Origin of the sequence: Xanthomonas sp. NCPPB 3583, from assembly GCF_041475715.2 — a bacterium.
GTDB lineage: Bacteria > Pseudomonadota > Gammaproteobacteria > Xanthomonadales > Xanthomonadaceae > Xanthomonas > Xanthomonas euvesicatoria.
The window spans coordinates 713807-736084 of sequence record NZ_CM191263.1 but is presented as its reverse complement, the minus strand read 5'-3'; the positions used below and the strand labels follow the sequence as shown (position 1 = coordinate 736084).

General features: G+C 66.4%; 12 protein-coding genes. 4 read left to right on the top strand and 8 right to left on the bottom strand.

All coding sequences use genetic code 11. The features are described from left to right. Positions 1-15 precede the first annotated feature (15 nt). The 6 genes from ACCQ07_RS03215 to ACCQ07_RS03190 form a co-directional block, all read right to left on the bottom strand. Positions 16-1065, bottom strand: a complete 1050-nt coding sequence (locus ACCQ07_RS03215; protein WP_008574347.1) for a sensor histidine kinase — start codon at positions 1063-1065, stop codon at positions 16-18. Between the two features lie 4 nt (positions 1066-1069). Continuing rightward, on the bottom strand, positions 1070-1738 hold the full coding sequence (locus tag ACCQ07_RS03210) for an alpha/beta hydrolase (RefSeq protein ID WP_218531775.1): 669 nt from the start codon (positions 1736-1738) through the stop codon (positions 1070-1072). A 150-nt stretch (positions 1739-1888) separates the two neighbouring features. After that, positions 1889-3787, bottom strand: coding sequence for a glucans biosynthesis glucosyltransferase MdoH (mdoH, locus tag ACCQ07_RS03205; RefSeq protein WP_008574349.1), 1899 nt, complete (start codon positions 3785-3787; stop codon positions 1889-1891). Positions 3788-4754: 967 nt separating this feature from the next. Further along, a complete protein-coding gene (locus ACCQ07_RS03200; RefSeq protein WP_014089297.1) occupies positions 4755-6404 on the bottom strand; it encodes a M28 family metallopeptidase in 1650 nt (549 codons plus the stop codon). Between the two features lie 167 nt (positions 6405-6571). Further along, positions 6572-7552 carry a GGDEF domain-containing protein gene (locus tag ACCQ07_RS03195; protein ID WP_071118716.1) on the bottom strand — a complete coding sequence of 327 codons (981 nt, stop codon included), beginning with the start codon at positions 7550-7552 and terminating at the stop codon, positions 6572-6574. Between the two features lie 237 nt (positions 7553-7789). Further along, on the bottom strand, positions 7790-9277 hold the full coding sequence (locus ACCQ07_RS03190) for a SulP family inorganic anion transporter (RefSeq protein WP_014089296.1): 1488 nt from the start codon (positions 9275-9277) through the stop codon (positions 7790-7792). A 212-nt stretch (positions 9278-9489) separates the two neighbouring features. On the opposite strand from ACCQ07_RS03190, the gene ACCQ07_RS03185 reads away from it, so the two are divergent. Next, the gene (locus tag ACCQ07_RS03185; protein WP_372165163.1) at positions 9490-10932 is read left to right on the top strand and encodes a cellulase family glycosylhydrolase; all 1443 of its coding nucleotides are present in this window, start codon (positions 9490-9492) and stop codon (positions 10930-10932) included. Positions 10933-11196: 264 nt separating this feature from the next. Then, positions 11197-13383: a methyl-accepting chemotaxis protein gene (locus ACCQ07_RS03180; RefSeq protein ID WP_029818585.1), complete on the top strand. Its 2187-nt coding sequence runs from the start codon at positions 11197-11199 to the stop codon at positions 13381-13383. 585 nt (positions 13384-13968) lie between these two features. Here ACCQ07_RS03180 and ACCQ07_RS03175 read toward each other — a convergent pair. After that, positions 13969-16761, bottom strand: coding sequence for a PAS domain S-box protein (locus tag ACCQ07_RS03175; RefSeq protein WP_372363781.1), 2793 nt, complete (start codon positions 16759-16761; stop codon positions 13969-13971). A gap of 35 nt (positions 16762-16796) precedes the next feature. Here ACCQ07_RS03175 and ACCQ07_RS03170 point away from each other — a divergent pair, with 35 nt between their 5' ends. Both ACCQ07_RS03170 and ACCQ07_RS03165 read left to right on the top strand, forming a co-directional pair. Then, positions 16797-19676 carry a M16 family metallopeptidase gene (locus tag ACCQ07_RS03170; protein WP_008577842.1) on the top strand — a complete coding sequence of 960 codons (2880 nt, stop codon included), beginning with the start codon at positions 16797-16799 and terminating at the stop codon, positions 19674-19676. A gap of 564 nt (positions 19677-20240) precedes the next feature. Further along, positions 20241-21170: a GAF domain-containing protein gene (locus ACCQ07_RS03165; protein WP_008577841.1), complete on the top strand. Its 930-nt coding sequence runs from the start codon at positions 20241-20243 to the stop codon at positions 21168-21170. Positions 21171-21207: 37 nt separating this feature from the next. Here ACCQ07_RS03165 and ACCQ07_RS03160 read toward each other — a convergent pair whose 3' ends face one another. After that, the gene (locus ACCQ07_RS03160; RefSeq protein WP_171309880.1) at positions 21208-22113 is read right to left on the bottom strand and encodes a hypothetical protein; all 906 of its coding nucleotides are present in this window, start codon (positions 22111-22113) and stop codon (positions 21208-21210) included. Positions 22114-22278 lie beyond the last annotated feature (165 nt).

The window sequence follows — 22278 nt, the reverse complement described above, 5'->3', positions numbered from 1 at the left end:
GCAGTGACTTTCCCCTCACGGCAGCGGCAATGTGATCTCACAGGCATAGTAGCCTTCAGCCCAGCTGGCCGCCATCCGTGCCCCGGCGCCGAACTGGAACGCCAACCGGTGCGAGATGCTGGCCTGGGCATGCCCGGCGCCGGCCAGCAGCGGCAACTGGGTGCCGGGCTGCGGCGCCGGGTTGACGATGCGGATCTGCAGCTGGTTGCCGCGCTGACGCAGCGACAGGTACAGCGTACCGCCTTCGGGCATGCGCGAAACGCCATGCAGTACCGCATTTTCGACCAGCGGCTGCAGCACCAGGCGCGGCATCGGCAGCTCCCACGGCAACGGTTCCTGGCGGTGCCAGCGCACTTGCAGGCGCTCGCCCAGGCGCAGCGATTCGATTGCCAGATAGCGTTCGGCCAGTTCGCATTCGGCACGCAAGGTGGAGACGCCCTCGCCGGCGCCGAGGGCGGCGCGGAACAGATCCGACAGGTCCAGCACCGCCTGTTCGGCCACCACCGGATCGCGCCGCAGCAGGCTGACGATGAGGTTCATGCTGTTGAACAGGAAGTGCGGGCGAATGCGCGCCTGCAGGGCATCCGCCTCGGCGCGTGCATTGGCCTGCACCTGCGCCTCCCAGCGGTCGCTGACATAGAAGTAGCGCAGCGCCAGCGCAGTGATCAGCACCACCGTGGCCGCACTGCCGAGCGTGAACCGCCAGAAGCCGACCTGCGCGCCCAGCGGGACCTGCCCGAGCACCGCATACAGGCCATGCACGATGCCGGCACCGAGCATCGCCACCACGGCAGCGATCAGCAAGGCGCTCAGCCCGCCCAGCCGTGGCGGCAATCGCGACAAGGTGGGCCGCAACACGCACAGCAGCACGGTGACCGCCAATGCCAGCCACAGCGCCAGGCCGCTGGCGGAGAGGAACCGCGACAATGTGATGTTGCGCGCGCCGGCGTCGGGGACCAAGGTCACCACCAGCACCACCAACTCGGCCAGGCCCAGCATCGCGCCCAACCGCGGCAGCCGGCACAGGTCCGGCATCCAGGCGATCTGCGGTGCGCGCTGGGCCATGGGCTCAGGCAGCGGTGAAGCGTGCCTGCATCCAGTTGCGCAAGGCCTCGATCTCTTCCAGGCAGACCTGGTGACCCATCGGGTAGGTGTGCCAATCCAGTGCGAAACCCAGCGTGCGCAAGGTCTGCATGCTGGCCTGGCCGGCCGCGAACGGCACCACCGGGTCGGCCGTGCCATGCGCCATGAACAGCGGTTGGCGCAGGGCGGCCGGCTGCAACTGGCTGGCGGCCGCGGCCGGATCCGGCAGATAGGTGGACATGGCGATCAGCCCGGCCAGCGGCACGCTGCGCTGCAGGCCAACGGCCAGGGTCACGGCGCCGCCTTGCGAGAAGCCGGCCAGCAGGATGCGCTCCGGCGCGATACCGCGGCTCTGCTCATGGGCGATCAAGGCCTCGACCTGGGTGACCGATTCGGCGATGCCGGCCTTGTCGGCGCGCTGGGCGAAATCCATGCCGACGATGTCGTACCAGCCGCGCATGCGCACGCCGTTATTGATGGTGATCGGGCGGATCGGCGCATGCGGGAACACGAAGCGCAGCGCGGGCCACTGCGGGCGTACCAGCTCGGGCACCATCGGGGCGAAGTCGCTGCCATCGGCGCCCAGGCCATGCAGCCACAGCACGCTCCATTGCGGGTTCGGTCCGGTCTCGCGTTCGATCACTTCCAGCATCATCCAGCTCCGCTTGCGGGCTGGGCATTATGCCTTGCGCGAGGGGTGGGCCAGATCAACCGGCGCCAGAGGCTTGAGGCCCGCCGATCGCCACGGGCCTCTGCAGGCGACCGCGCCACAGCGCCGGCCAATGAGGCCGGCGCCGACGCACACTCAGATCAGCGACGGTTCCAGCGCAGCGGCGCGGCGCAGCTCGGAGGCACGCACCAGCACCTTGGGCGGGTCGAGTTCTTCGGGGATGCAGAAAATGCCGGCGCGGCGTAGCGCCATGCCGGTGCGACGCAGCGAGGTCAGCGCCACCACCGGAATCGACAACGCCATGCCGACGATCACAGGCCCCATCCAGGCGGCCAGCGCGGGCGAGACCGCGTAGGCCACCGCGCCCATGAACAGGCCGAACACGGTCAGACCGCCATAGCTGCGAAACAGCGCCGGCCACGACAGCTTGCCGTCGTCGCGCACCTGCGCATCCCAGCCCGAATCCTTGCCCGCCAGGACCTCGAACACACCGCGCGACTGCAGGTACATCACCACCGGCGCCATCAGGGCGGCCAGCACGGTCTCCAGCAGGATGCTCACCGCAGCGCGGAAGGCACCACCGCAGGCGCGCAGTTCGCGCGGGTTGAGCAGCAACGCGATGTAGCCGAGCAGCTTGGGCGCCAGCAACACGAACATGGTGCAGATGAAGATCCAGATCGCATTGCCCTGGCTGCTGCCGTGCCAGTAACGGGCGGGCGAGAACGGCAGGTCGCCGGCCAGATCGATACCGCCGCCGGCCAGCGGAATGCCGATGCCGATCAGCATCAACAGACCCCACATCGGCGCGGTGAAGTAATGCCCGATGCCGATCAGCATGTGCATGCGGCTGATCCAGTGCAGGCCTTTGGCGCTCACCACCTTGGCGTGCTGCAGGTTGCCCTGGCACCAGCGGCGGTCGCGGATCAGCAGGTCGGTCAGCGTGGGCGGGCCTTCTTCGTAGCTGCCCTGCAGGTACGGCACCATGTGCATGGCCCAGCCGCCGCGCCGCATCAGCGCCGCTTCGACGAAGTCGTGGCTGAGCACATGCCCGCCGAACGGCTTGCGCCCGCGCAGCGACGGCAGGCCGGCGTGATCGGCGAAGGCCTGGGTGCGGATGATGGCGTTATGGCCCCAGTAATTGCTCTCGGCGCCGTGCCACCAGGCCACGCCGAAGGCGATGATCGGCCCGTACACGCGCCCGCCGAACTGCTGCATGCGGGCGAACAGGGTCTGCCCGTTGACCACTGCCGGCAAGGTCTGGATCAGGCCCACGTCCGGGTTGTTTTCCATGCCGGCGACCAGCCGCACGATGGTGTCGCCGGTCATCACGCTATCGGCGTCCAGGATCAGCATCTGCGGGTAGCTGCCGCCGAAGCGACGCACCCAGTCGGCCACATTGCCGGCCTTGCGCGCGGCGTTGTCGGCGCGGCGGCGGTAGAAGATGCGGCCGTGCCCGTCGACGCGATCGCAAAGTTCGTTATAGACCAGCTCCTCGGCGCGGCCGATGTGCTCGCGGGTGGTGTCGCTGAGCACGAAGAAATCGAAATGCTCCAACTGGCCGGTCTCGGCGACCGATTCGTAGATGGCCTGCAGGCCGGCCAACAGCCGGCGCGGGTCTTCGTTGTAGGTGGGCATCAGCAACGCGGTGCGCGAACGCAGCGTGGGCAGGGGTTGCTCCGGGTCGATGCCGAGCTTGCGGCCGGCGCGCGCCACCACGGTGACGAAACCAGCCACCGCGCTGGCGAAGGACATGGCGATCCAGGCGAACAGCAACACGAACAGGCCGAGCAGGCAGCCTTCCAGCACGCTGATGCCGTCGGGCCACAGCACGCTGAGCATCACCCACACGGCGATGGCGGTGGTGGCGAAGGTGCCGCCGATCAAATAGAAGCGGCGCACGCCGATGCCGGGCGGCGAAGTGCGCTGGTGGCGCACTTGCAGGCTGCCTTCGCGCAGGTTCTGTTCGGGCATCGCCAGCGGTGCTTCCGGCGGCAGCGTGGGCGTGCCGGCATCGAGGGCGGAAACGGGGGGCATTGCAGTCGTTGTCGGGGAAGGAGTCACGGTGCCATCCATCAGGGCTGCCCGTCGCGCGAGGACGACAGTGCGGGCTGACACGGGAGGTCCATCCCCGCCATGCAGTGCGATGTTGCCTGGCACGCGGCCGAGCGGGCGAGCCCGACGGTGTACGACCAAGACGCTCTGAAACCACTCCGATGCACAAGTTCTCCTGGCTGCAATCTCACCTCGCAGCTCATCCTAAAGAATCGACCGTTAAAGGAACGAACGCCGCGTACGGTCTTCGCCCTCCCCCACGAGGACCGCGCGGCAGACTACGCCGCACCGACCGAACGCAACCCCAACAGATTGCAGCCTAGCGCAGACGCTGTCACGGACCGCTGGCCGGGCCATCCTGCCGGAGAGGTGCAATTGGTGTGCCATGGCGTGCAATCGGTTGCGGCGACGGGGCGCTGGCGTTGCGTTGTGCCGATGCGGTCAGAGGTTGGGACAAGCGATTGGTTGGTCGCTCTGCATCGCTCAAGGCGCTCTGGAATTCCAGGCATTGCGGTGGTCGAACGTTCTCAAGGCCTGCGGCAACAGCTTGATTGGTCGAGTATGCGGCGTCCTCGCCGCACCAGACAGTTGCGCGATGCCCGGGAAAGCGGCTCGTCGCACGTGGTTTTGTTTGCTGATGCAACCGCTTGATCGAGGCATCAATGACGTCTGCGAGCGCTCGGCGATCCTTAGGCCCGCCGTGTCGCGTGCGCAGTGCCCTCGCCGCTCGCCGGACACGCCGTGAATGCATCTGGGGCGCGATGCGGCATCCATGCCGCCAGCAGCGAGGGCGTTACACAGAACGTTCGCCGCTTGCTGTGACCGACAACAGCAAGCACAAGCCGCGTGGCAGGCAAGGCTTATTCAAACGCGGCATATCGATATGGCACATGCGCCATTGCGCAAGGGCAGCAGCCCTGGTCCTCGCGCAATGACGTTGTGAGCCGTCTTACTTGCGTGCCGCCGCGCTGGCGTCGCGGGTAGCGCGGAACTCCGAATCCTGGCTCCAGTTCGGCCACTGGCGCGAGTCGGCCAGCTGCTGGCCCAACGCATACAGCACGCCCAGGTCGCGGGCGGCGCCGGCGAAGGTCCAATCCGGCTTCCATTCGTCGCCTTGCTGGTGATAGCGCTTGGCGGTGTAGTCGTCGGCGGCCGCCTTTCCCGCCGCCACGCCGCCCACTTCCCAATCCTGGCCGGCTGCATACGACAGCGCCGGCACGCCGCGCTTGGCGAACGAGAAATGATCGGAACGGAAGAAATACCCGGCCTGCGGCTTGGGATCGGGCGTGTAACGCAGCTTGGATTGCGCGGCCACGCTCTTCAGTTGATCGAGCAGCTCGAGCTTTGCCGTGCCGTAGATGCCGAAGTCGCGCGAGGGCACGAACGGATTCATGCCGTCCATGTTGATCACCGCCACCGTGGTGTCCAGCGGGTACAGCGGCTTGGAGGCGTAGAACTCCGAGCCCAGCAGGCCCTTTTCTTCGGCGGTGACCGCCAGGAAGACCACCGAGCGCTCAGGCGTTGGCCCCTGGGCGAAACCACGCGCCAGCTCCAGCAGCGCGGCGGTGCCGCTGGCATTGTCCAGTGCCCCGTTGAAGATGGTGTCGCCGCGTGCATCCGGCTTGCCCACGCCGATATGGTCCCAGTGCGCGCTGTAGATCAGCGTCTCGTCCGGATGTTTGCTGCCTTCCAGCCGCGCCACCACGTTGTGCGAGGTGATCACATCGGATTTGACCTGGTAGCTGGCGCTCAAACGTTGGTCCTTGAGCTCGACCGGCTTGAACCCGCGCGTCTGCGCCTGCTTCTTCAAGGTCTCGAAATCCAGCCCGGCGTGCTTGAACAGCTCGGTGGCCAGATCGCGCTGGATCCAGCCTTCCAGCGTGGGATGCGCGCTGCGCGGGTTGTCGCGCACCACGTCGAACATGGTGTTGGTGTTGGAGCTGGCCACCGTGTCCCAGCCATACGAGGCAGGCGCGGTTTCGTGCACCACCAGCACGCCGAGTGCGCCCTGGCGCGCGCCTTCTTCGTACTTGTAGGTCCAGCGGCCGTAGTAGGTCATGCCGGTGCCGTCGAAGTCGCCCTTGCCGGTTTCGAAATCCGGGTCGTTGATCAGCACCACCGCGATCTTGCCCTTCAGGTCCACACCCTTGAAATCGTCCCAGTTGCGCTCGGGCGCCTTGACGCCGTAGCCGACGAACACCAGCGGCGCGTTGGCGATCTCCACTTTGGATGAGCCATCCAGCGCGGCACGGATGGCGATTTGCTTGCCTTGGGTCAGCGTTTGCGGCTTGCCCGCGTTCTGCACCGCAATGGTCGGCGTGCCGACGATATCGGCGCGCCGCAACGGCACCGCCTGGGTCCAGCCGCGCTTGCCGTTGGCCAGGTCGCCGCCCGGCTGCAGGCCGGCTTCGGCGAACTGCTCGCTCAGATAAGCAATGGTCTTTTCTTCGCCGGCAGTGGCCGGGCCGCGGCCTTCATAGGCGTCGGAGGCCAGTTCCTTGACGTCGCGCGAGATGCGCGCGCCATCGAAACTCGGCGTGGCCGCCATCAGTGCGGTCGAGACCGCCATCGCCAGAAGTCCCACGGCAACTCGCTTCATTGCACACCCCGCATCATGGATAGCCCTGGAGTGTAGCCAGCATCGCGTGCAGGCCGATACCTGCGGCTGCGCCGAAGCATGCGATGCGGGTGCGATGAATACTGCAGAAGCTTCGTGTCTGCATCCACGGCCAAGAGCTCTGGCCTGTTTCAGCGCCGCGCTGGCGCCTAGAACAGATCGATGCTGCCCACTGGTTGCGCAACCTGCTGCAATTGCCCACCGGCAATCAGCTCAGCATAGACCGCCGCGCGATTGCGGCCGTTCTGCTTGGCCCAGTACAGCGCCTTGTCGGCTTCGTCCAGCATTTCGCTGATCAGCCGACCGTGCGTCAGTTCGACGATGCCGGTGCTGAGCGTGACCTGCCCCACCTGCGGGAACAGGTGCTCGGCCACCGCCAGCCGGAATCGCTCGAACAGACTCACGGCCGTGTCGCGGTCCACGCCGCGCAACACGATCACGAACTCTTCGCCGCCGAAGCGGAACAGCAGGTCGTCCTGGCGAAAGGCACGCTGCATCAGCTGTGCGACCAGCAGCAGTACCTCATCGCCATACAGATGCCCGAAGGTGTCGTTGACGCGCTTAAAGTGATCGATGTCCACGATGCCCAGCCACACGCCCTGCTCTGCGGCGGAGTCGGCACCACCGGCAAACAGCCGCAGGATCACATCGTCGAAGGTCTTGCGGTTGCGCAGGCCGGTCAGCGCATCGCGCTGGGCGTCGTCGAGCAGGCTGCGGTAGTTCTGGAAGAAGCGCGCAAAGCCCTGCAGCATCGCTTGCTCGGCAACGCCGGGAATACGCGTCCCGCCCACCCGCAGGCAGGTCCGGATGCCGCGCGTTTCCATCATCGGGTAGACCAGCAGGGCGCGGCCGTCTTCGTGCAGCTGCACCACATCGCCCGGCCCATGCACCTCGGCCAGCTGGATGCGCGTGCGCGCATCGTGGATCTCCGCCACCGTCAACGCCAGCCGGCCATCGTCGCGCAGGCGCGTTTCGGCGATGCTGTTGCTGTCCGGGGCGATGCGCAGCAGCGAAAGTTCTTCGGCCGCGCAGACTTCGCGCACGGTGCGCAACAGGCTCAGATCGAGCAGGTCCGCATCGCGGATGGCGGTCAGGTCCACCATCCGTTCCAGCAACGGTGCGTTGGTCACGGCTGCGCCCTCCGGCGGGCGGACACGAACCCGTCATGCCGGGCTTGGCACGCAGGTACACATCTCGGGCTGAAACCCACTGGCATCACAGCGACGACCGGCAATGAGGATGCCGAATCATCGGCGTCGCCCGCCGGAACTTGAATTCGCTCGCAGCCGCGCTCAGCGCACGGACAGCCCGGGATGACGCGCCGCAGGCGTGCCAGGCGCATTCCATCTCAACGTGAATAACACGCTCTAAGGCAGTGCCGATTCCAGCGCGTCTTCGCCCAAGGCATGCCGCTGCATCAGGCGGCGGCTGCCGGCATTCAGGCCTTTCACCTGCACGTCCAGCCCGTGATGACGCAAACGCTGCACCACCTTGTCCAGTGCCGCCACCGCGGTGATGTCCCAGAAGTGCGCGCGGCCGACATCGATCACCACTGCGCGGCCGGGCACCTCGCGTGCGTCGAAGGCGTCGATGAACACATCGGCCGAGGCGAAGAACACCTGCCCGCGCACGCTGTAGGTGCGCACGCCATCCGCGCCATCGTGATGCGCGATCTGCAGCAACCCGGCCACCTTGAAGGTGAAGAACACCCCGCTCAGCAGCACGCCGACCGCCACACCTGCCGCCAGGTTGTGCGTGAACAATGTGACCGCCACGGTGGCCAGCATCACCACGCTGGAGGTGCGCGGGTGGGTCACCACGGTGCGCAGCGAGCGCCAGTCGAAGGTCTCCGCCGACACCATCACCATGATCGCCACCAGCGCCACCACCGGCACCTGCGACACCCACGGCTTGAGCAGCACCATCAGGATCAGCAGGAACACGCCGGCAAACAACGTGGACAGCCGGCCGCGGCCGCCGTATTTCACGTTGCCCACGGTCTGCCCGATCATGCCGCAGCCGGCGATGCCGCCGAACAGGCTGGCCGCCGCGTTGGCGATGCCCAGGCCGGTGCATTCGCGGTTCTTGTTGCTGGGCGTGTCGGTGAGCTCATCGACCACGCGCGCGGTCATCATCGACTCGAGCAGGCCCACCATGGCAATGGCCAGTGCCGGCAGCGCGATGATGCGCAGCGTCTCCAGCGTCAACGGCACCGCCGGCCATTGCAGGAACGGTAGCGCGTTGGGCAGCTTGCCCAGATCGGCCACCGTCTTGAGCGGCAGATGCAGCGCGGTACCGGCCACGCTGAGCAGCAGGATGCACAGCAGGGGCGAGGGAATCGCCGACAGCCCCGGCAGGCGCAGACGCGGCAGGCCGTAGATGATGGCCAGGCCTGCGCCCAGCATGACCCAGGTGGTCAGGTTGGCCCCGAGCAGATGCGGCAGTTGCGCTGCGAAGATGAGCACGGCCAGCGCGTTGACGAAACCGGTGCGCACCGAACTGCTGACAAAGCGCATCAGCACGCCCAGGCGCAACAACCCGAACAGGATCTGCACCATGCCAGCGAGCAGGCCGGCGGCCAGCAGATAGGGCAACCCGTGCGCGGCCACCAGCGGTGCAGCCACCAGCGCCACCGAGCCGGCCGCAGCCGAAATCATTGCCGGCCGCCCCCCGCAAAACGCGATCACGATGCCGATCACGAAGGATGCGAACAGGCCCACCTGCGGATCCACCCCGGCGACGAACGCGAATGCAATCACTTCGGGAATCAGCGCAAATGTGGCGACCGCACCGGCCATGAGTTCGCGCGCGGGGGAGGCGCGCCATTGCGCCATTTCGGCACGCAACAAGGACATTGAGGGACACTCCGGGGGACAAAAAGGACAGCCTGCGGACAGCACGCAGCAGCGATAGTGTGCGGGAAAGCGACCTCGCCCGCAGCTTGCGTGTGATCGGTGCGCCACTGCGCTCTTCTGTGGCAGCGGTCACGCCACACGGCGCAGCCGAAGACCAAGATGCCCCCCTCACCGCACTCGGCCGTCGAGTTCGGTCATCCAGGGAGACCATCATGTCCATTTTCAGGACTGCAAGTACGCTCGCATTGGCAACGATGTTAGCGCTCACAGCCGCACCGGCTTTCAGCTATTCGGTCAGCAACAACAAGATCGTCGACGACAACGGCAACGTGGTTCAGCTCAAGGGCGTCAACGTGTTCGGCTTCGAGACCGGCAACCATGTCATGCATGGCCTGTGGGCACGCAACTGGAAGGAGATGATCAATCAGATGCAGGGCCTGGGCTTCAACGCGGTGCGCCTGCCGTTTTGCCCGGCCACGCTGCGTAGCGGCCAGATGCCCAGCAGCATCGACTACAGCCGCAACGCCGATCTGCAGGGCCTGACCTCGCTGCAGATCCTCGACAAGGTGATCAACGAATTCAACGCACGCGGCATGTATGTGCTGCTGGATCACCACACGCCCGACTGCGCGGCGATTTCCGAGCTGTGGTACACCAGTTCATATTCCGAAGCGCAATGGCTGGACGATCTGCGCTTTGTCGCCAACCGCTACAAGAACGTGCCGAGGGTGATCGGCGTGGATCTGAAGAACGAGCCGCACGGCGCCGCGACTTGGGGCACGGGCAACGCCGCCACCGACTGGAACAAGGCCGCCGAGCGCGGTTCTGCCGCCGTGCTTGCGGTGGCGCCGAAGTGGATCATTGCGGTGGAAGGCATCACCGACAACCCGGTGTGTTCGACCAATGGCGGCATCTTCTGGGGTGGCAGCCTGCAGCCGCTGGCCTGCACCCCATTGAACATTCCGGCCAACCGACTGTTGCTGGCACCGCATGTGTACGGCCCGGACGTGTTCGTGCAGTCGTACTTCAACGACAGCAACTTCCCCAACAACATGCCTGCGATCTGGGACCGCCATTTCGGCCAGTTTGCCGGCAATCACGCACTGCTGCTGGGCGAATTCGGCGGCAAGTACGGCGAAGGCGATGCGCGCGACAAAGTCTGGCAGGACGCGCTGGTGAAGTACCTGCGTGGCAAGGGCATCAACGAAGGGTTCTATTGGTCGTGGAACCCCAATAGCGGCGATACCGGCGGCATCCTGCGCGACGACTGGATCAGCGTGCGCGAAGACAAGATGACCTTGTTGCGGACGCTGTGGGGAACGGTAAGCAACAGCACACCGACGCCAACGCCGACCCCCACGCCGACACCGACGCCAACCCCGACGCCAAGCCCGACGCCAAGCGCGGGCTTCAGTACCAAGGTGATCCCGGACAGTAGGTGGAACGGAGGCTACTGCAACCGCGTGCAGGTCACCAATACCGGCACCGCCAGCGGCAACTGGTCGATCTCGCTGACAGTCACCGGCACCGTCAACAACGCCTGGAACGTTACCTGGTCACAGAGCGGCACCACACTCCAGGCCAGCGGCGTGGACTTCAACCGCACGCTGGCGCCCGGCGCCACTGCCGAGTTCGGCTTCTGCGCTGCAGGTTGATGCAATGCGGCGGACACGCAGTGCGTGTCCGCCGTTGCATCGATGGACCAATGCTGATGCTTCCGTAGCAGCGCGGGCGCGAGGAACGTTACCGATACGTCTTGTCGCGGCCGGTGCGCTCCTACATTGCATTGGCACGTTGTTGCATCGCCTGAGCGGACGCTGCCGCAGTTAGTATTCAACCTGCATGTGAATCAGCCGCTATCCATGATGTAGCGCCGTGCGCGCGTTCTGGATGTCGTTGTCATGCCTGTTGTTTCCCTCTTGCGTCGTTCTGTTGCCAATCTCCCGCTCACCCGAAAGTTCGTCCTGTTGTGCACGCTATTGACCGTGGGCGTGATCCTGCTGGCGATGGCCGCCGCGCGCCTGCAATATCTGGATCTGGTGGAGGCGCGCAAGCTCAGCGTCAAGACCGAGGTGGAGATGGGCCTGACGGTGATGCAGCACTATGCCGACAAGGTCAAAGCCGGCGAGCTGAGCCTGGAGCAAGCCAAGGAAGCCGCGCGCACCACGCTGGCCGACATGCGCACCAACGACGGGGTGGATTACTTCTTCATCGTCGACCCGCAGATGCGCATCCTGATGCATCCCAAGCGCCCGGTCGGCACCGACATGACCGACTACAAGAGCGATGCCGGGCAATACGTGTATCGCGACATCAAGACCGCCATCGATAGCGGCGACGGCTTCAGCTATTACGACGCGCCCAAGCCGGGCAAGAAGGAACAGCTACCGAAGATCAGCTATGCCAAGACCTTTCCGGCCTGGAACTGGGTGCTGGTGATGGGCGTGTATGCCGAAGACATCCAAGTGCAGGCGTGGGGTTTCACGCGCACCCTGACCTTGATCGGCGGCGCCCTGGTGGCGCTGGTGATCGGGCTGTGCTGGCTGATCGCCTCGGCCATGGCCGCGCCGCTGCGCGCTGCCTCGCGCACTGCCGAAGCCATCGCCTCGGGCCGCTTCGACAACGACATCCGCGTGGAATCGCGCGATGAAACCGGCCAGCTGATGCACAGCATGCAGCAGATGCAGACCCAGCTGCAGCGCTTCAACGGCGAGATGCAGACCATGATCCGCCTGCAGCAGGGCGAGAACATCGCGCACCGCATTCCGGAAGATTTCCCCGGCGATTACGGCACGCTGGCGCACGGCGTCAACACGGTGGTATTCGAACATCTAGATGCCATCAACGAAGCGATGGACGTGATGAGCGACTACGGCCGTGGCGATCTGCGCCGCGACATGCGTCGCCTGCCCGGCCAGCGCGCAGCCTTGCATCAGGCGCTGGATACGGTGAAAGAGAATCTGTCTGCAATCAACAGCGACATCGCGCGCCTGGCCGATGCAGCTGCGCGCGGCGATTTCTCCGCACGTGGCGACCAATCGCATTACCAGTTCGCGTTTGCGGAAATGGTGCAGGCGCTGAACCGGCTGATGCAGCAGGCCGACGCCGGGTTGGACGATGTGGGCCGCATCATGGCCGCGATCGCCGACGGCGACCTGTCGCAGCGCGTGGAGTCGCATTACGAAGGCGCGTTCGGTCGCCTGGCCGATGCAGCCAACCGCACCGCCATCCAATTGACCAGCATCGTGCAGGGCATCCAGCACTCGGCCGAGATGATCAATACCGCGGCAGGCGAGATCGCCAGCGGCAATGCCGACCTGTCCACGCGCACCGAGCATCAGGCAGCGAACCTGGAAGAAACCGCCGCTTCGATGGAAGAACTCACCTCCACCGTGCGCCAGAACGCCGACAACGCGCGCCAGGCCAACCAACTGGTCAAGGGCACCGGCGATGTGGCCGAGAGCGGCGGCCGCGTGGTGCAGGAAGTGGTGAGCACCATGCAGGCGATCACGCAATCGTCGGCGCGTATTTCCGACATCATCGGGGTGATCGACGGCATCGCCTTCCAGACCAACATCCTGGCGCTGAATGCGGCCGTGGAAGCAGCGCGCGCAGGCGAGCAAGGCCGTGGCTTTGCCGTGGTCGCCACCGAAGTGCGCGCCCTGGCGCAGCGCTCGGCCGGTGCTGCCAAGGAAATCAAGCAGCTGATTTCCGATTCGGTGGAAAAAGTGGCGCAGGGTTCGGAGCTGGTGCAACAGGCCGGCAGCACCATGACCGAGGTGGTCAGCTCGGTGAAGCGCGTGACCGACATCATGGCCGAGATCACCGCGGCCAGCACCGAACAAAGCGCCGGCATCGAACAGGTCAGCACCACGGTGATGCAGCTGGACGAAATGACCCAGCAAAACGCCGCACTGGTGGAAGAAGCCACCGCGGCCGCGCGCAGCATGGAAGACCAGGCAGCAGACCTGACCCGCGCCGTGGCGGTGTTCCGGCTGACATCGGATGCCGGAACACCGCCGGTACGTGGCGCAACGAACGCGCTTGCCGCTACGAAGCCGGCGGCCGCCAAGCACGCTGTGCACGAGCACAGGCGACGTGCGTGAGCGATATCGCCTGCCACGCACACGAGCGCTCGCGCCTGTGCGGCAGGCGATGTCGGTGGCATGTGCAGCAATCACGGCGACTGATGGTTTGGGATCGGCACAATAAGCCCGCCATCTGCCATGCGTCCGCATCAGGGTTCGCCGCAATCGTGGGCCGACCCCACCACGCCAGCCTGCGCGAAGCGATGGTGGGGTGCTGTAAAGCGACTGACCGGGCACCTGAGCATCAACCGCGGCGCGCAACGTGCCGGGGTCGGTCTCGACGCGCTCTATCGAGCGTTCCCCAGGCACGGACGCGTATCGTTGCCTTTTTGCGACGCGGGCGCGGCGTCTTCCCGGCGAGGCTGTCCCACGCGATAGCCCGTTGGCGTGTGCCATCGGTGTGCTCTGCGTCGTCCCACTCGCTTGACGCCGCCGGCAACCGTTGGCTGCCGCGCCGATCCGATGCCCACCGTCACGCAGTCAGGCACTGGCTATTTGCGGTTTGCGGTTTGCGGTTTGCGGTTTGCGTTTGAACCTAACAGCAGAAGTACGCAGTTTCCGGCAGTGCGCATGAGCTGCCCCGCACCCACACCACGCCTAAGATCAAGGCGCTTGCCCATCTGGCTGCCGCGCGCGCTTGGCTGCATACATCGCCTCGTCAGCGGCATGCATCAAACTGGACGCCTCGGCCTGTGCGCCGTGTTGCCAGGCCACACCGATGCTGGGCTGGATCGGCAGATGCTCATCGCCAAACGTGGCGCCTTCCGCGGCAAGCGTGCGGATACGCTCTGCCACCGCGGCGCATTCGGCCTGCGCATCTTCCAACCCGTCCAGCAACACGACGAATTCGTCGCCGGCCAGACGCGCCACCAGATAGCGCTCGCCTGCCGCGCGTTGCAGGCAGCTGCCGAACGCCACCAGCACCGCATCGCCGGCACGGTGTCCGTGGACATCGTTGATGCGCTTGAAGCCGTCCAGATCCAGGAACATCACGGCCACCGCGCGTTGCTGCTGTTGCGCCTGCGCAACCGCCACCTGCAGCGCTTCGGACCATGCGTGCCGGTTCGGCAGGCCGGTCAAGGCATCGCGGGTGGCGCGCTCGTGCATCAGGCGGTGCAGGGTCTTGTGCGCAGTGACATCGTGGGCCATCAGGAAAAAGCCCTGCGTGGGCGTGGCAGTCTGCGTTTCGGGCACCAGGGTGACTTCCACATCGCGCGGTGTGCTGCCGCCCAGGACATGTTCGAAACTGGCGCGCTGCCCGGCCACCACCTGTGCCAGCGCAGCGCGCGCGGCGGTGCTGAGGTCTTCGCCCAGTACCTGGGTAATGTGGCGACCGACCAGGCTGGCAGGCTCCACGCCGAGCCAGTGGCGATGCGCTTCATTGGCGAACAGGTAGCGCTGCCCGGCATCGAACTGGGCCACCAGGGTGGGCGTGGCGTCGCTGATCGCGCGCAGGCGCGCTTCGCTTTCGGCCAGCCGCTCGGCGGCCACGTGGCGCTCGGTCACGTCCTGGATCTGCGAAACGAAATGCACCGGCGCACCGCTGCTATCGCGCACAAGCGACACCGACAGCTGCGCCCAGATCACCGCGCCGTGCTGGCTGATGTAGCGCTTGGCCAGGCTGTAACTGTCGCGTTTTCCGTCGATCAGGTCCTGGACCAATTGCAGGTCCATCTGCAGATCGTCGGGATGGGTGATCTGCTGGAAGGTGGTGCGCAGCAATTGCTCGCGCGAATAGCCCAGGATGCCGCACAGCGCCGGATTGACGTCGCGCCACTCACCTTCCAGCGACACGATGGCCATGCCTTGTGGCGCGGTTTCGAATGCACCGGTGAACCGTTCGGCGGCCAGCTGCGCGGCGGCTTGCGCCTGCAGTTCGGCGGTGACGTCGATGGCCATCGCCAGATACCCGGCCAGGCCCTGCTGCGCATCGTGGATCACGTTGAAACACAGGCGCACGCGACGCAGATCGCCGTCCTTGCGTACCAGCGTCCAGAGTTCTTCGGCCAGCACATCGCCAGCCGCGGCCGCAGCCAGTTTCAGGTACGAAGGGGGCGACAACGCCAGCGTCGCCATGTGCCGCTCCAGTTCGGCCGGCAGATGGAACTGCGCCGGGCAGGTGCCCAGCACCTCCTCGGCCCGGTAACCGAGCAGGCGCTCGGCGCCGGGATTGAAGAGTTCCAGACGGCCCTGCGGGTCGAATGCCATGATGGCCACGTCCTGCGAGGCGTCCACCAGAGCCTGCAGGCGCGCGCGTTCGCCGGCCAGTGCGGCCGAGGCATCCTTGAGCTGGGTGATGTCGTGCATCACGCACACCGCGCCCAACGCCGTGCCCTTGTCGCCGACCACCGGGTCCGCATTGCAGAGCACGCTGCGCGGCGGCTGGTTGGTGGCGCGAATGACCAGTTCGGCATTGCGCACGTGTTCGCCACGCCAGGCACGTAGCAGCGGGATTTCCTCGGTGGGCAGCAGGCTGTTGCCATCGGCGGTGTACAGGTCGAAGTGCAGCGCCCACTGCGCCGGCGGCAGCACGCGCGGGTCGGTGCCATGCCATTGCCGGGCGGCGTGATTGAACTCGCGCAGCAAGCCGTCGGTGCCGCACGCCACCACGCCGTCGGGCATGGCTTCCAGCAACATGCTCAAGGTCTGCCGCTGCGCCTGCGCGTCCAGCCGGTCGCGCCGCGCTTCCAGCTGTTTGGCGGCCTGGCGGGCGAGACGGATCAGGGCCTGTTTCTGGCTGTCCTCGAGCATGCGCGGCTGGGTGCTGAGCGTGCACAAGGTGCCGTAGGCGTAGCCTTCGCGCCCGATCAACGGCACCCCGACATACGAGCGCACGCCGCGGGCAGCGATCACCAGCGGGTTGTTGACGAAGCGCGGGTCGGCTTCGGCATCGGGCACTTCCATCAACTCGGTGCCCATGATCGCGTGGGCGCAAAACGAGGCGCTGCGCGGGGTGCCTTCCAGATCGGTGCCGCAACGCGCCTTGAACCACTGGCGGTCGGCATCCAGCAGCGACACCAGCGCCATCGTGGCGCCGCTGACGTGTGCAGCCAGCCAGGCGATATCGTCGAATTCGGCCTCGGCCTCGGTGTCCAGCACGCCCAGCCGGCGCACCGCCTCCACGCGCAGGGCGTCATCGACGGGCATCGGCACGGGCGGCAACAGGACGGTCATGGCGTGATCGGCAGGCGGCGTCTGGTCAGGATAGGTCGCCCCAGGTAACGGCGAGGCGACGAGCAACTTGAGTCGTGGCGCTGGCGCTCGCCTGGCCGTCGTGCCGTGGCAATGCGCCGCGCGAGCGACGCGCCGGCGCCCGGCTCCTGCCCGGCACCGAACGCGGTGAGCCGCCAGGCCGGCCCCTGCCGATCCGCATTTGCCCCGCCGCCAAGCAGCCACTACCCTCGGCCGATTGCCCTGTCCTGGAGTGTCACATGCTGCGTCCGCTGTCCCTGTTGATCGCCGGTGTGCTTGGCGTCGCTGCCGGTTCCGTTGCCCCCGCCGTTGCTGCCGCCCCGGCCAGCCTGTCCAAGAGCGCGGCCAGCAGCGCCATTCCCGATATCGCCTATACCCGCTTCACCCTGCCCAACGGCCTGACCGTGGTGGTGCACGAAGACCACAAGGCGCCGGTGGTGGCGGTGAGCATCTGGTACCACATCGGCTCCGGCGACGAGCCGGCCGGCAAGACCGGCTTTGCCCACCTGTTCGAGCACCTGATGTTCTCCGGCTCGGAAAACAACAAGGGCAGCTTCTTCGCGCCGCTGGAAAAGGTCGGCACCACCGACATGAACGGCACCACCTGGTTCGACCGCACCAACTATTTCGAGACCGTGCCGACCACCGCGCTGGATACCGCACTGTGGCTGGAATCGGACCGCATGGGCCACCTTCTCGGTGCGATCGGCCAGCAGGAACTCGATACCCAGCGCGGCGTGGTGCAGAACGAAAAGCGCCAGGGCGAGAACCGCCCGTATGGCCGCGTGGACCAGAACATCCTGTCCAACCTATTCCCGGCCAACCATCCCTACCAGCACGACACCATCGGCTCGATGGAAGACCTGGACGCGGCCTCGCTGGCCGACGTCAAACAGTGGTTCAACGACAACTACGGCGCCGCCAACACCACCCTGGTACTGGCCGGCGACATCACCGTGGCGCAGGCGCGCGCCAAGGCCTTGCAGTACTTCGGCGATATCCCGTCCGGCAAGCCGGTGGCGCGCCAGCAGCCGTGGGTGACCCCGCTGGCGGCGCAGAAGCGCGGCGTGCAGCACGACCATGTCTCGCAGCCGCGCATCTACCGCACCTGGGCCGCACCGCAACTGGGCACCGACGACCTCATCCAGCTGGATCTGGCCACCACCGTGCTCGGCGGCGGCAAGACCTCGCGGCTGTATCAGCGCCTGGTCTATCAGGACAATCTGGTGGACGACGTCTCCGCCTCGGTGCAGCCGTTCGCGCTGTCCAGCCAGGTACAGATCCAGGCCGACGTGAAGGACGGCGTGGACCCGGCCAAGGTCGAGGCAATCATCGACGAAGAACTCAAGAAATTCATCGCCCAGGGCCCCACCGCCGACGAACTGCAGCGCGCGCAGGTGGCCTACCGCGCCGGCTTCGTGCGCGGGCTGGAAAAGGTCGGCGGCTTCACCGGCAAGGCGGTGATCCTGGCCGAGGGCCAGGTCTATCGCGGCGACCCCGGCGCCTACAAGAAAGATCTGCAGCGCGCCCAGGCCGCCACCGCCGACAGCGTCAAGCAGGCCTCGGCCACCTGGTTCGGCAAGGGCGATTACCTGCTGACCGTGCTGCCGGCCGGCAAGGACTTCGACCCGGCCGCCGAAGACAAGGCGGTGGTGGCACGTGGCGAAGAACCCGGCAAGCCGGCGCCCAAGCTGCCGGCCGCGGGCACGTTCAAGGTCACCGCCTCCACGCTGGACCGCAGCAAGGGCGTGCCGCAGACCGATCGATTCCCGGACCTGAGCTTTCCGAAGCTGCAGCGCGGCAAGTTGAAGAACGGCATCGAGGTGATCCTGGCCGAACGCCACACCATCCCGGTCACCCAGGTGGAGTTGCTGTTCGACGCCGGCTACGCCGCCGACCAGGGCCACAAGCTCGGCACCGCCAGCTTCAGTGCCGCGCTGATGAACGAGAGCACCACCGCACTGGATTCGGTGGAAGTGGCGCAGCGCCGCCAGCGCCTGGGCGCGATCACGGCGGTCGGCTGCGATCTGGACAGCTGCAGCGCTTCGCTGGATGCGCTCAACGACCAGCTGCAGCCCTCGCTGCAGCTGTTCTCCGACATCGTGCGCAACCCGGCATTCAAGGCCGCCGACATCGAACGCGTCCGCGGCCAGTGGCTGTCCGGCATTGCCCAGGAAAAGACCCAGCCCAACAGCCTGGCGCTGCGGGCGTTGCCGCCGTTGCTGTTCGGCAACCAGCACCCGTACGGCATCCCGCTCACCGGTAGCGGGACCGAGGCGGCGATCAAGAGCCTCAATGCGCAGGATCTGCAGAATTTCCACAGCCAGTGGCTGCGCCCGGACAACCTGCGCATCCTGGTGGCCGGCGATACCACGCTGGCGCAGATCATCCCCCAGCTCGATGCCGCCTTCGGTGACTGGAAGGCGCCTGCCACGCCGTTGCCGAAGAAGAACCTGGTCCAGGTCGCCGCGCAGCCCAAGCCGCGCGTGTACCTGATCAACCGCCCGGATGCGCCGCAGTCGGTGATTCTGGCCGGCCTGCTCGCACCGTCGACCAAGGCGCCGGACAACCTGGCGATCGGCGTGGCCAATGGCGCCTTCGGCGGCACCTTCACCTCGCGCCTGAACATGAACCTGCGCGAGAACAAGCGCTGGGCCTATGGCGCCGGCACCCGCATGATGGACGCGCAGGGCCAGCGGCCATATCTGTTCTCGGCACCGGTGCAGACCGACAAGACCGCCGAATCGGCCAACGAGATCTTCAAGGAAGCCACCGCCATCATCGGCGACAAGCCGCTGACCAGCGAGGAAATCGAGAAGATCAAGAACCAGCGCATCCGCGCCCTGCCCGGCAGCTTCGAAACCACCGGTGCGGTGCTCGGCGCGATCGAAGGCATCGTGCAGTTCGACCGCCCCGACGACTACGTGCAGACGCTCAAGCCGCGCCTGGAAGCGATCGACCAGCCGGCCGCGCAAAAGGCCATCAAGGAAATCATCAAGCCGGAGGCGATGACCTGGGTGATCGTCGGCGACCTGAAGAAGATCGAAGCCCCGGTGCGTGCACTCAAACTGGGCCAAGTGCAGGTGCTGGACGTGGACGGCAAGCCGGTCAAGCGCTGATCGCACCTGCGACACCGGCTGCGCTGCTGCATGCAGCGTGGCCGGTGCCGGCGGGGGTCATGTGTGATGCGGCGTGTGGTTGTCCGCCGCGTCAGTCGTTGCCCGAACGAGCGTCGCCACCGCGAGTGTTCCCGCGTGGTTGTGGCGCGACAGCACCAGGGGCACATGCACTGCTGCCCTGTGATCGCGGCCTGCAGGCGTGCTCGACAGCAGCAGGGATACGGCAGAGTGCCTGTCATGCGCTGTGCTGTTGAAGCAGCAATCGCACTGGCTCGCCACTGCCGGGTGGGCCCGTCTGCCGCTGTGCAATCTTGCTGCAGACGGCCCGGGCGAAAAACTCGCCAGAGCGGGCGGTACACCCAGCACGTGTCGAACACCTTGCCTGTAGCGAGTTCGCCATGGCAGCCCTGCCCGCTCGGCACGCAACCACGACACACGCGGTCGTTGTCGGCATGCGGTGTTGGTGTCTCACGCTGCGCGCTCCGCGGGGCGGCATCCACGCCACGTTACCGGCGCTGCCGGTATGCTTGCGGCTTTCGCGTTCGCGCTTGCCTGGCTTATTCGATGAAAGACATGCCCGTGGCTGACGAATCCTCTCGCCAACACGTCCTGGATGGCTATCGCATCGTCGACAGCCTGCCGGAGGACACCTATCAAGACGTCGTGCAGGTTGCCGCGTCCCTGTGCGACACACCGATCGCGCTGATGTCGCTGGTGGACCGCGACCGCCAATGGTTCAAGGCGCGGCTGGGGCTGGGCCTGCAGCAGACCGAACGTAGCCAGGCAGTGTGCGACCACGCCATCCGCAGCCCCGATCAGTTGATGGAAGTACCCGACTTGCGCAAGGACAGCCGGTTTGCCGATATCTCGGTGGTCACCGGCGACACCGGCGCGCGGTTCTATGCCGGCATGCCGCTGGTCACCGAAGAAGGCGTTGCACTGGGCACGGTCTGCGTGCTCGACACCGAGCCACGCACGCTCACCGAGTTGCAGCGCACCGGCCTGCAGGCGCTTGCACGGGTGGCCATGCGCCTGCTCGACGAGCGCAAGCGCGAGCTGCAACTCGAGCGCGATGCCATCCTGCAGCCTGTCGTCCCGGTCGCCAGCCAGGCCGTTGCCGACACGGGTTATCACCTGGTGATTCTGGAAGTGCAGGAATTGGCCGCACTGGCCGAGCGCCAGAGCGAACGTCTGCTCGGGCGCAACCTGCAGCAGCTCGACCAGGCCTTCGCGGCATTGGTGCAGGGGCCAGGCAACAGCATCGACCGCGTCACCGACAGTGCGGAATTCATCGCCGTGCTGCGCGGCCCCGACGCCGAGCGCACCTTGCAGAGCCTGCGCGAGATCGCCCAGCAACAACATGCGCTGGGCCTGACCGTCTTGTTGGGCCAAGCGCAATCCACTGCCCCGGACGAGCCGATCGGCCAGGTGTTCCTACGTGCCGAGGTCGCGCTGAGCGCAGAAAAGGACCGTTACCGGCAGAGTCTGGCCTGAGGCCTGCGAACCGGTCTGCTGCGTCGCAGACGTACCCTCACCCCAGCGCGCACTGCTTCAACTGGCGATCGGCGTACCACAGCGCGCGGCGGGCCAGGTCGTAGGCGCTGTCGGCCTGACGCGGCAACATCTGTGCGGCCATCACCGGGTCGGCGCCGTTGTTCAAGGCGTGCTCGGCGCGTTCCAGATCCGACAGGTGCGTGCGTACCGGCGACAACAGCGATGTGCGCCTGGAGGCATCGCAACGCGCACTGCGCTGTTCCAGCGCCGCCAATGCCTCGCGGATGCGACGGCTGGCTTCACCCTTGAGGTCGGGCAGCGTTTCATGCGCAATCGGCGCCGATTTATAGGCATCGCCCGTCGCCTCGCTGCCCATCTCGGCCTGATTGCCGGCAAGCGCGGGATTGAAGCGCACATCCGGCGGCGGCCGCGCCTTGGCAACCTGGGTCTGCGGCCCGTTGAGCATGTCGTTGAACTTCTTCATGCCGCGATTCATTTCCTGCACCGCCACATCGCCCAGGGTGCCATCGCTCTTCCAGTCCTTGGCGAAGCGGGTTTGCTGGTACTGCACCGGGTTGACCCGCTCCATGATCTTGCGCGCCTTGGCCTGCGCGCGTTCGTCGGCCATCCCCGGCGGCACCGCACTGCCGGTCTGCGCCATGGGGTCCACCTGCGCCATGCGCAGGCGCCCGTCACGGGTATACAGCTGGGCCGACATCGAATCGCTGGCAGGGGCAGTGGCGGCGGCCGGCTCCCGCGGCGGTGGCGGCGTGTGCGTGGCCGGCGGCGTCGCACGCGCGGCCGATGCAACGCGCGGTTTGCGCTCGGGCTCCTGCGGCGGTTGCTGCGGTGCCGGCGGCGTCTGTTGCGGCCGCGGCACGAAATACACCTGCAACGTGTCCTCGTGTTGCGCGGTTTCGCGCGGCGGCGGCATGTACAGCAACAGGCAGGCAAGAAAGAACAGGATGGCGCCCGTGCATGCGACAGCGGCGACATGCGGGACAAGCGCTTCCTTCCTGCGGGTAATCACAATGCGGGAGACCGATGAGATGAGAGTGCCGATGCCGCACACGGCGAACCCTGGTGTGCGACGCGCAAATCTAGCCGG

Excerpts from the sequence above, each read along its gene's own strand:
- ACCQ07_RS03215 (WP_008574347.1), bottom strand. The coding sequence starts at position 1,065 with ATGGCCCAGCGCGCACCGCAGATCGCCTGGATGCCGGACCTGTGCCGG.
- ACCQ07_RS03210 (WP_218531775.1), bottom strand. The coding sequence starts at position 1,738 with ATGATGCTGGAAGTGATCGAACGCGAGACCGGACCGAACCCGCAATGG.
- mdoH (WP_008574349.1), bottom strand. The coding sequence starts at position 3,787 with ATGCCCCCCGTTTCCGCCCTCGATGCCGGCACGCCCACGCTGCCGCCG.
- ACCQ07_RS03200 (WP_014089297.1), bottom strand. The coding sequence starts at position 6,404 with ATGAAGCGAGTTGCCGTGGGACTTCTGGCGATGGCGGTCTCGACCGCA.
- ACCQ07_RS03190 (WP_014089296.1), bottom strand. The coding sequence starts at position 9,277 with ATGTCCTTGTTGCGTGCCGAAATGGCGCAATGGCGCGCCTCCCCCGCG.
- ACCQ07_RS03185 (WP_372165163.1), top strand. The coding sequence starts at position 9,490 with ATGTCCATTTTCAGGACTGCAAGTACGCTCGCATTGGCAACGATGTTA.
- ACCQ07_RS03170 (WP_008577842.1), top strand. The coding sequence starts at position 16,797 with ATGCTGCGTCCGCTGTCCCTGTTGATCGCCGGTGTGCTTGGCGTCGCT.
- ACCQ07_RS03165 (WP_008577841.1), top strand. The coding sequence starts at position 20,241 with ATGAAAGACATGCCCGTGGCTGACGAATCCTCTCGCCAACACGTCCTG.